The organism is Ruegeria sp. BHSB056, assembly GCF_059613305.1.
Window position 1 is genome coordinate 1 of sequence record NZ_JBXWSG010000121.1, and the last position, 8,948, is coordinate 8,948.

Below are 8,948 nucleotides of genomic sequence, written 5' to 3' on the forward strand. Positions count from 1 at the left end.
TGTGCGCGATCAGCGATACAAGTGGACCGATCTCCATGACTGGCAACAAACGCATTGTTCTTTCCAGCGACCACGCGGCAATCGAGCTGCGTCAGGCTGTGGCCAACCACATCACGCAGCAAGGCTGGGACGTGGTCGATATCGGCCCGACGATCCCTGAAAGCACCCATTACCCCAAACACGGCAAGGCCGCGGCACTGGCCGTGGCTTCGGGGGATTGCGGATTGGGCATTATCCTCTGCGGCACGGGTCAAGGCATCATGATGGCCGCAAACAAGGTGCCCGGCATTCGCTGCGGCGTCTGTTCGGATGCGTTTTCTGCGCGGATGATCCGCCAGCACAACAATGCCAACATGCTGTCGATTGGCGCGCGCGTTGTCGGCGAAGGTCAGGCGCTGGATATTGTGGATGCGTTTCTAGGGGCCGAATTCGAAGGCGGCCGCCACGCCACACGGGTCGATATGATCGAAGCGCAGGACGACTGAGTCCTGCGCCTGTCCTGTAAGCCCCGGATCAGGAAATGTTCCAGTCGTCCGGGTGTGCCACCTCTCCAAACGCGGTCCAGCTGATCCGAATGCGGGCAATCCGCGTGTCGGACCATGTCCGAAACACCGCTTCAAACCCTTCCGAGGTGATGTTTTCTGCCTGAACCTCGGCGCGCAGGGCTGATGATGTGTCGACATCCCAAAGGGAAATCCCGATCTGGACCATGGGCGGGCTAAGAAACGTGTTCTTGAATTGGATGGGTTTCCGACGTTCGCGGGGGCCTTCGCCAGTCCACATGTCCCCGCCTTCGGCAAATTCCGAAAACAGAACACTTTCACCCTGATCGATGCCAATGGGATGGGTCAGAAATTTTTTCATATTTTCATCATTATACTTGAATTTCCACAACTTACCCCGGCTTTCTGGCAAAAGCACGACAAAAAAACGGCCCCGCAATTGCGAGGCCGTTCCAGTTTTTCAGTGTTAAGCCAATTAAAGGCTCATATGCGTCCCAAGCGCTTCCATGTCGGCCAGCAGCTTGGCGGCTTCGTCGACGATCGACATATCGTCGCCGCCTTTTGCCGCTTCGTGCGAGGCGCGCGCCTCGGCAATCAGCTCGTCCATATGCGAACGGGTGATTTCCGAAACCGGAACCGCCTTTTCGGCCAGAACCGACAGGCCGTCGCCGTTGATCTGGGCAAACCCGCCGGTGACCAGGTATTCGCTGGACCCTTCGGGTGCCTCAACCTTCAGCAGACCGGGGCGCAGCGTTGTGATGGTGGGGGCATGATCGGGCATCGCCGTCATGTCCCCGTCCGCGCCGGGAATCTGGACCGCGGTGACCTCGAGCGAAGCAAGGCTCCGCTCGGGGCTGACGAGGTCGAAATGCATCGTGTTTGCCATCAGGGATACTCCTTAGGCGGCTGCTGCTGCCATTTTTTCGGCTTTGGCGATCACTTCGTCGATGCCGCCAACCATCAGGAAGGCTGCCTCGGGCAGGTGATCGTATTCGCCAGCTACAACGGCCTTGAACGACGAGATGGTGACATCCAGAGGAACCTGAACACCCGGCGAGCCGGTGAAGACCTCGGCCACGTCGAACGGCTGCGACAGGAAGCGTTCGATCTTACGGGCACGGGCCACGGTCAGCTTGTCCTCTTCCGACAGTTCGTCCATGCCGAGGATGGCGATGATGTCCTGCAGCGACTTGTAGCGCTGGAGGATCTGCTGAACGTCGGTCGCAACCTTGTAGTGCTCTTCCCCGACGATGGCCGGGTCGAGCAGGCGCGAGGTCGAGTCGAGCGGGTCAACCGCAGGGTAGATACCCTTTTCCGAGATCGCACGGTTGAGAACGGTGGTCGCGTCGAGGTGCGCAAACGAGGTTGCCGGCGCGGGGTCGGTCAAGTCGTCCGCAGGCACGTAGATCGCCTGCACCGAAGTGATCGATCCGGCCTTTGTCGAGGTGATGCGTTCCTGCAGGGCGCCCATGTCGGTGGCCAGTGTCGGCTGGTAGCCCACAGCGGACGGGATACGACCCAGCAGAGCCGAAACCTCGGAACCCGCCTGCGTGAAGCGGAAGATGTTGTCGACGAAGAACAGAACGTCGGTACCGGACTGGTCGCGGAACTGCTCGGCCAGGGTCAGACCGGTCAGAGCAACACGCGCACGCGCACCCGGAGGTTCGTTCATCTGACCGTAAACCAGGGCCACCTGGCTTTCCGACAGGTTGTCCGGCTTGATCACGTTCGATTCGATCATCTCGTGGTAGAGGTCGTTACCTTCACGGGTCCGTTCACCAACACCCGCAAACACCGAGAAGCCCGAGTGCACTTTTGCGATGTTGTTGATCAGTTCCATGATCAGAACGGTTTTGCCAACGCCGGCGCCGCCGAACAGGCCGATCTTACCGCCTTTGGCGTAAGGGGCCAGCAGGTCAACCACCTTGATGCCGGTAACCAGTACTTCGGACTCGGTCGACTGTTCGGCAAAGGTCGGTGCGGGCTGGTGGATCGCGCGCGCTTCAGTTGCCTCAACCGGGCCTTTTTCGTCGATCGGCTCGCCGACCACGTTCAGGATGCGGCCCAGGGTGGCGTTGCCAACCGGAACCGAGATCGGTGCACCGGTGTCGGTGACCACTTCACCACGGACCAGACCTTCGGTCGCGTCCATCGCGATGGTGCGGACAGTGTTTTCACCCAGGTGCTGAGCAACTTCCAACACCAGGCGCTTGCCGTTGTTGGTGGTTTCCAGCGCGTTCAGAATTTCAGGCAGCTGATCTTCGAAGTGCACGTCGACGACGGCCCCGATGATCTGTGTGACTTTGCCTTTTGCATTCGCCATGTTTCGTCTCCGGTTTGTCTCTACAGCGCCTCGGCGCCGGAAATAATTTCAATCAGCTCGTTGGTGATCACGGCCTGACGCGAGCGGTTGAACTGGATCGTCAGCTTGTCGATCATCTCACCCGCGTTGCGTGTCGCGTTGTCCATTGCGGACATCCGCGCGCCCTGTTCAGACGCTCCGTTTTCGAGCAGAGCCGAGAAGATCGCGGTCGCAACCCCCTTGGGCAGCAGGTCGGCCAGAATGGCTTCTTCGCTGGGCTCGTAGTCGAAGATGGCACCGCTGTCGTCACCTTCCGATTCCTCGAACGAGGCGGGGATGACCTGCTGTGCCGTCGGGATCTGGGTCACAACGTTTACGAACTTCGCGTAGAAGATCGTAGCAACGTCGAACTCGCCCCCGTCGAAGCGGGACAGGATGTCCTTTGCGATGTCCTGCGCGTTGGAATAACCCAGACGCTTGACCTCGCTCAGGTCCACATGCCCAACGAACAGATCGCCAAAATCACGCTTGAGCGCGTCGCGGCCTTTCTTGCCGACGGTCAGGATCTTGACCGTCTTGCCCTTGCCGCGCAGCTCTTCCGCCTTTTGGCGGGCCAGCTTGGCGATGTTCGAGTTGAAGCCGCCACACAGGCCGCGTTCAGCTGTCATAACGACCAGCAGATGGACATCATCGCTGCCCGTACCCCGGAGCAGCTTGGGGGCGCTGTCGCTGCCCCCTACCGACGCCGCCAGCCCCGCCATTACGGCATTGAACCGCTCGGCATAAGGGCGTGAGGCTTCGGCAGATTCCTGGGCGCGGCGCAGTTTTGCGGCCGCGACCATCTGCATGGCCTTGGTGATCTTGCGGGTCGATTTGACCGACTCGATCCTGTTTTTAAGGTCCTTCAGACTAGGCATCGGAACCTCCTATCAAGCGAAGGTCGCGGCGTATTCGTCGATCGCTGCTTTGAGTTTGTCGGACGCGTCACCTTTGATCTTCGGATCTTCGTCGGTGATCCACTTCAGCAGGTCAGCGTGCTTGCCGCGCAGATGCGCCAGCAGGCCAGCCTCGTAGCGGCCAACATCCGACACGTCGATCTTGTCGAGGTAACCGTTGGTGCCCGCGAAGATGACGCAGACGATTTCCGCGTTGGTCAGAGGCGAATACTGCGGCTGCTTCATCAGCTCGGTCAGGCGCGCACCGCGGTTCAGCAGCTGCTGGGTTGCGGCGTCGAGGTCGGACCCAAACTGTGCAAAGGCCGCCATTTCGCGATACTGAGCCAGTTCCAGCTTGACCGGACCGGCAACCGATTTCATCGCGTCGGTCTGAGCCGACGAGCCGACACGCGAAACCGACAGACCGGTGTTCACAGCAGGACGGATGCCCTGATAGAACAGTTCGGTTTCCAGGAAGATCTGACCGTCGGTGATCGAGATCACGTTGGTCGGAATAAAGGCCGAAACGTCACCACCCTGGGTTTCGATAACCGGCAGAGCGGTCAGCGAACCTGCGCCGAAGTCTTCGTTCAGCTTTGCCGAACGCTCCAGCAGGCGGGAGTGGAGGTAGAAAACGTCACCCGGATAGGCTTCGCGGCCCGGCGGGCGGCGCAGCAGCAGCGACATCTGACGATAGGACACGGCCTGTTTCGACAGGTCATCATAGATGATCAGCGCGTGACGGCCATTGTCACGGAAATATTCCGCCATCGCGGTTGCGGCATAGGGTGCCAGGAACTGCATCGGTGCCGGGTCGGACGCGGTTGCGGCGACAACGATCGAATATTCAATCGCACCAGATTCTTCCAGTTTCTTCACCAGCTGGGCAACGGTCGAACGCTTCTGACCGATCGCAACGTAAACGCAGTACAGTTTCTTCGACTCGTCGTCGCCTGCGGCTTCGTTATAGACCTTCTGGTTCAGGATGGTGTCCAGAGCCACGGCAGTTTTACCGGTCTGGCGGTCACCAATAATCAGCTCGCGCTGGCCGCGGCCAATCGGGATCATCGCGTCAACCGATTTCAGGCCGGTTGCCATCGGTTCGTGCACCGATTTACGCGGGATGATGCCTGGCGCCTTGACGTCTGCAACGCCGCGTTTGGTGGCATTGATCGGACCTTTGCCGTCCAGCGGGTTGCCCAGACCGTCAACAACACGGCCCAGCAGCTCGTCACCGATCGGAACGTCCACGATCGAGTTGGTGCGCTTGACGGTGTCACCTTCTTTGATGTCACGGTCGGAACCGAAGATAACGACACCAACGTTGTCGCTTTCCAGGTTCAACGCCATACCCATGATGCCGCCGGGGAATTCGACCATCTCACCGGCTTGAACGTTGTCCAGGCCATATACACGGGCAATCCCGTCACCGACGCTCAGCACGCGACCGATCTCGGCCACTTCGGCTTCCTGACCAAAATTCTTGATCTGGTCCTTCAGGATTGCAGAAATCTCTGCAGCTTGGATTCCCATTTATCCGACCTCTTTCATTGCATTCTGTAGGGAGTTCAGCTTCGAACGGATCGAACTGTCGATCATTTTCGAGCCCACTTTGACGACAAGACCGCCGATGAGGCTTTCATCAACGGTCGCATTGATAGTTACGGTCTTGCCCACACGCTCGGACAGCGTCTTGGACAGTTTTTCCAGTTGCGTCTTGGTCAGCGCCTTGGCCGAGGCGACATCGGCAGTCACTTCGCCACGCTCATCAGCCAACATGTCACGCAGCACCTGCACCAGTTGCGGCACAACAAACAGGCGGCGTTTCTGCGCCATCAGAGCCAGCGTGTTGCGCAGGATGGCGTTCAGCCCCATCTTGTCAGCAACAGCGGCAATTGCTCCTTCTTGCTCGGCCCGCGAAATCAAAGGCGATGCGATCAGGTCACGCAGGTCGGCACTGTCGCCCAGTGCTGCTGCCAGATCATTGATGCCGGATTCCAGACCCGCAAGGTCATTATTCTCTTTTGCGATCTCGAAGATCGCGGTGGCATAGCGCTCGGCGATGCCTGTGGAAATCGAAGCTGGTTCGGACACGTCCACCCTTCCGATATTTGAGGCCCCGATTTTGGGTAGCGGCCGCTACCTTGGGGCGTGAGGAAACCCCGGCCAGACGGTCGGGGATCAAAATCACCGGGGATGTAGCAGAGGTGAACCAACCAAGCAATACGCTATAGCGGTAACAGATTTATCCACAAAATGTTAGTTTTCATACACTTACATCAAGTGCGACCGTTTGGACCGGTCGCGGCAGTTGAAAAATGTTACGAATATGCAGGTTTTTGCGATTCCTGTGACTTTTTTCTCGCGAATTTGTCACTTTGGGATGCACGCGGTTGTCATGCAGGCTTTAGCAGACCGTCCAGCGCCTTGATCGGCTTCCTGATGGCATCTTTGGTGACATTACCCCGAGGCGGGTGAATGTTCTTTGTGACCTCGACCATCAACACCCCGCCCGCCATCACAGTTGGAATGCGCTGCCCGGTTTTTTCGATCAGACTGCCCGATTTCAACCAAAAGCGCCGGAAGGATGGCGGCATGTAAAGAGCCGAGCAATGCGCCTCGGGCAGGAAGTAGTGTGATCTGAGCTGATTTTCCAGCTGAGTGGCGGAATAGGGACGACCAAAGCCAAATGGCGTTTTGTCCGTACGTGACCACAGACCCGCCCGGTTCGGAACAATGAACACGGCCCTGCCACCGGGGCCCAAAACACGCCAGCATTCCTCGAGCAGCTGGTTTGGCCGCTCGGACGTTTCCAGCCCGTGCATCACCACCAGCTTGTCCACGTGACCGGTTTCAATGGGCCACCGGGTCTCTTCCGTCAGGACCGAGACATTGGGCATCCCCGCAGGCCAGGGCATCACACCCTGCGGGCCGGGCATCAGCCCAATGACCCGGCGCGCATCGGCCAGATAAGGGCGCAACAGCGGCACGGCAAAGCCAAAACCGGCAACGGTCTGACCTTTGGCTTCGGGCCAAAGCTGTATCAGCCGCCCGCGAATAGCCGCTTGCGCCGCGCGCCCAAGGGTGCTGCGGTAGTAGAAGTTCCTCAGATCCTGCACATCAAGATGCATTGCGGACATCCGGTCAATCGGCTTAGCTGGGCGCAGTCTAGCAATGAAAGGGCAAAAGGCCATGCCTCTTGAAATCGTTACAATCCCGTGCCTCAGCGACAATTACGCCTTTCTGGCCCATGACAGCGGCAATGGCCAGACTGCGCTGATCGATGCGCCCGAGGCCGCGCCGATTCTTGCAGCGCTGGAAGATCGGGGATGGACGTTGTCACATGTGCTGCTGACCCATCACCACTGGGATCACGTTGAAGGGCTGGCCGAAATTCTGACCCAGCACCCCGCAAGGGTCATCGGTGCGGCCGCCGACGCGCACCGCCTGCCCCCACTGGACCAGCAGGTTGCCGAAGGCGACAGCTTTGAGATCGGTGGCGAACCGGTCGAGGTGCTGGACGTTTCAGGGCACACGGTTGGTCATGTCGCGTTTTATCTTCCGCAAAGCGCGGTCGTCTTTACCGCTGACAGCCTGATGGCGTTGGGTTGTGGGCGTCTGTTCGAAGGCAGCCCGGCGCAGATGTGGGCGTCACTGAGCAAACTGGCCGCTTTGCCGGATGACACTCTGGTCTGTTCGGGGCATGAATATACACAATCCAACGCGAAATTTGCCATTACCGTCGATCCCGAGAACACCGCGTTGAAACAGCGAATTGCCGATATCGACCGCGCCCGTGCCGCTGGCGAAGCCACTGTTCCGTCGATTTTGGCGCTTGAGAAAGCCACCAACCCGTTCCTGAGGGTGACTGATCCGGCGATTCAGGCCCATCTTGGTTTGGCAAACGCCGATCCTGTGGAGGTTTTCGCCGAAATCCGGGGTAGAAAAGACAGGTTCTGATGCTTATTTGCCCCTCTTCACGGCCACGGTCACAACAAATGTGACTGTCAAGTGAAAGAAAACCCTTGAAGCCGGGCCACGATCAACCAAACTCTAATAGTATGAGGACATGGTTGGGATGGGGTTCCGGCCGAAAGCCCGCCCCCTTCTGACCCAAGACAGAGGAGCACCCGCGTGCCTTCATTCTCGAGCACACTGGAACAAGCCATCCACGCGGCCCTTGCGGCTGCGAATGAACGGCGACACGAATTTGCAACGCTGGAGCATTTGCTGCTGGCGCTTCTGGAAGAACCCGATGCGGTGCGCGTCATGAAAGCGTGCAGCGTTGATCTGGACGAGTTGCGCAGCACTCTGGTTGAGTTCATCGACGAGGACCTATCGAATCTGGTCACGGATATCGACGGGTCCGAAGCCGTACCAACGGCAGCGTTCCAGCGCGTCATTCAACGCGCCGCTATCCATGTGCAAAGCTCGGGCCGGACCGAAGTGACCGGCGCCAATGTACTGGTCGCCATTTTCGCCGAACGCGAAAGCAATGCCGCCTATTTCCTGCAAGAACAGGACATGACCCGGTACGACGCGGTCAATTTCATCGCCCATGGCGTGGCCAAAGACCCTGCGTATGGCGAAAGCCGGTCGGTGTCCGGAGCGGATCAGGTGGAAGAAGAAGCTCAGTCAGGTTCCGGCGAAACGGAGCAAAAGGAAAGTGCGCTTGGGAAATACTGCATTGACCTGAACGCGAAATCGCGTGCGGGTGATGTCGATCCGCTGATAGGGCGGGCGGATGAGGTGGAACGCTGTATCCAGGTGCTGTGCCGCCGCCGCAAGAACAACCCGCTGCTGGTGGGCGATCCGGGCGTGGGCAAAACCGCCATCGCCGAAGGTCTGGCGCACAAGATCGTCGCCGGAGAGGCGCCCGATGTGCTGGCCAATACCACGATCTATTCCTTGGACATGGGCGCGCTGTTGGCCGGAACCCGCTATCGCGGCGATTTCGAGGAACGCCTGAAAGCGGTTGTAACCGAACTGGAAGAGCACCCCGACGCGGTGCTTTTCATCGACGAAATTCACACCGTGATCGGTGCCGGTGCAACCTCGGGCGGGGCTATGGATGCCTCGAACCTGTTGAAGCCAGCATTGCAGGGCGGCAAGCTGCGCACCATGGGGTCTACCACCTACAAAGAGTTTCGCCAGCATTTCGAGAAGGACCGAGCCCTGTCGCGCCGGTTCCAGAAGATCGATGTGAAC

10 protein-coding genes are annotated in these 8,948 nt (G+C 59.0%); 3 read left to right on the forward strand and 7 right to left on the reverse strand.

Annotated elements, in window-relative coordinates; genetic code table 11:
• The first annotated feature begins 35 nt into the window (after window positions 1–35).
• Window positions 36–485: a ribose 5-phosphate isomerase B gene (gene rpiB, locus AC2FND_RS18795; RefSeq protein WP_496771271.1), complete on the forward strand. Its 450-nt coding sequence runs from the start codon at window positions 36–38 to the stop codon at window positions 483–485.
• A 28-nt stretch (window positions 486–513) separates the two neighbouring features.
• On the opposite strand, the gene AC2FND_RS18800 is transcribed toward rpiB, so the two are convergent.
• From AC2FND_RS18800 to AC2FND_RS18830, 7 genes are all read right to left on the reverse strand, one after another.
• Window positions 514–864, reverse strand: coding sequence for an H-type lectin domain-containing protein (locus AC2FND_RS18800; RefSeq protein ID WP_496771267.1), 351 nt, complete (start codon window positions 862–864; stop codon window positions 514–516).
• Window positions 865–978: 114 nt separating this feature from the next.
• Window positions 979–1,389 (reverse strand): F0F1 ATP synthase subunit epsilon, encoded by a 411-nt coding sequence (locus tag AC2FND_RS18805; protein WP_496771268.1) that lies wholly within the window; start codon window positions 1,387–1,389, stop codon window positions 979–981.
• Window positions 1,390–1,401: 12 nt separating this feature from the next.
• The gene (gene atpD / locus AC2FND_RS18810; protein ID WP_209504802.1) at window positions 1,402–2,826 is read right to left on the reverse strand and encodes a F0F1 ATP synthase subunit beta; all 1,425 of its coding nucleotides are present in this window, start codon (window positions 2,824–2,826) and stop codon (window positions 1,402–1,404) included.
• Window positions 2,827–2,846: 20 nt separating this feature from the next.
• Entirely contained in the window at window positions 2,847–3,722 is an 876-nt protein-coding gene (locus AC2FND_RS18815) for a F0F1 ATP synthase subunit gamma (RefSeq protein ID WP_209504803.1), read from the reverse strand.
• A gap of 12 nt (window positions 3,723–3,734) precedes the next feature.
• Window positions 3,735–5,273, reverse strand: a complete 1,539-nt coding sequence (gene atpA, locus AC2FND_RS18820) for a F0F1 ATP synthase subunit alpha (RefSeq protein ID WP_209504804.1) — start codon at window positions 5,271–5,273, stop codon at window positions 3,735–3,737.
• Complete coding sequence (locus AC2FND_RS18825) at window positions 5,274–5,834, reverse strand: F0F1 ATP synthase subunit delta (RefSeq protein ID WP_209598051.1); 561 nt, start codon at window positions 5,832–5,834, stop codon at window positions 5,274–5,276. It abuts the gene before it with no gap.
• A gap of 302 nt (window positions 5,835–6,136) precedes the next feature.
• On the reverse strand, window positions 6,137–6,871 hold the full coding sequence (locus tag AC2FND_RS18830; protein ID WP_209504806.1) for a class I SAM-dependent methyltransferase: 735 nt from the start codon (window positions 6,869–6,871) through the stop codon (window positions 6,137–6,139).
• Between the two features lie 61 nt (window positions 6,872–6,932).
• Here AC2FND_RS18830 and gloB point away from each other — a divergent pair, with 61 nt between their 5' ends.
• Entirely contained in the window at window positions 6,933–7,700 is a 768-nt protein-coding gene (gloB, locus tag AC2FND_RS18835; protein WP_496771269.1) for a hydroxyacylglutathione hydrolase, read from the forward strand.
• A 174-nt stretch (window positions 7,701–7,874) separates the two neighbouring features.
• The coding region (locus AC2FND_RS18840) for a Clp protease N-terminal domain-containing protein (protein ID WP_496771270.1) at window positions 7,875–8,948 on the forward strand (1,074 nt) is incomplete at its 3' end.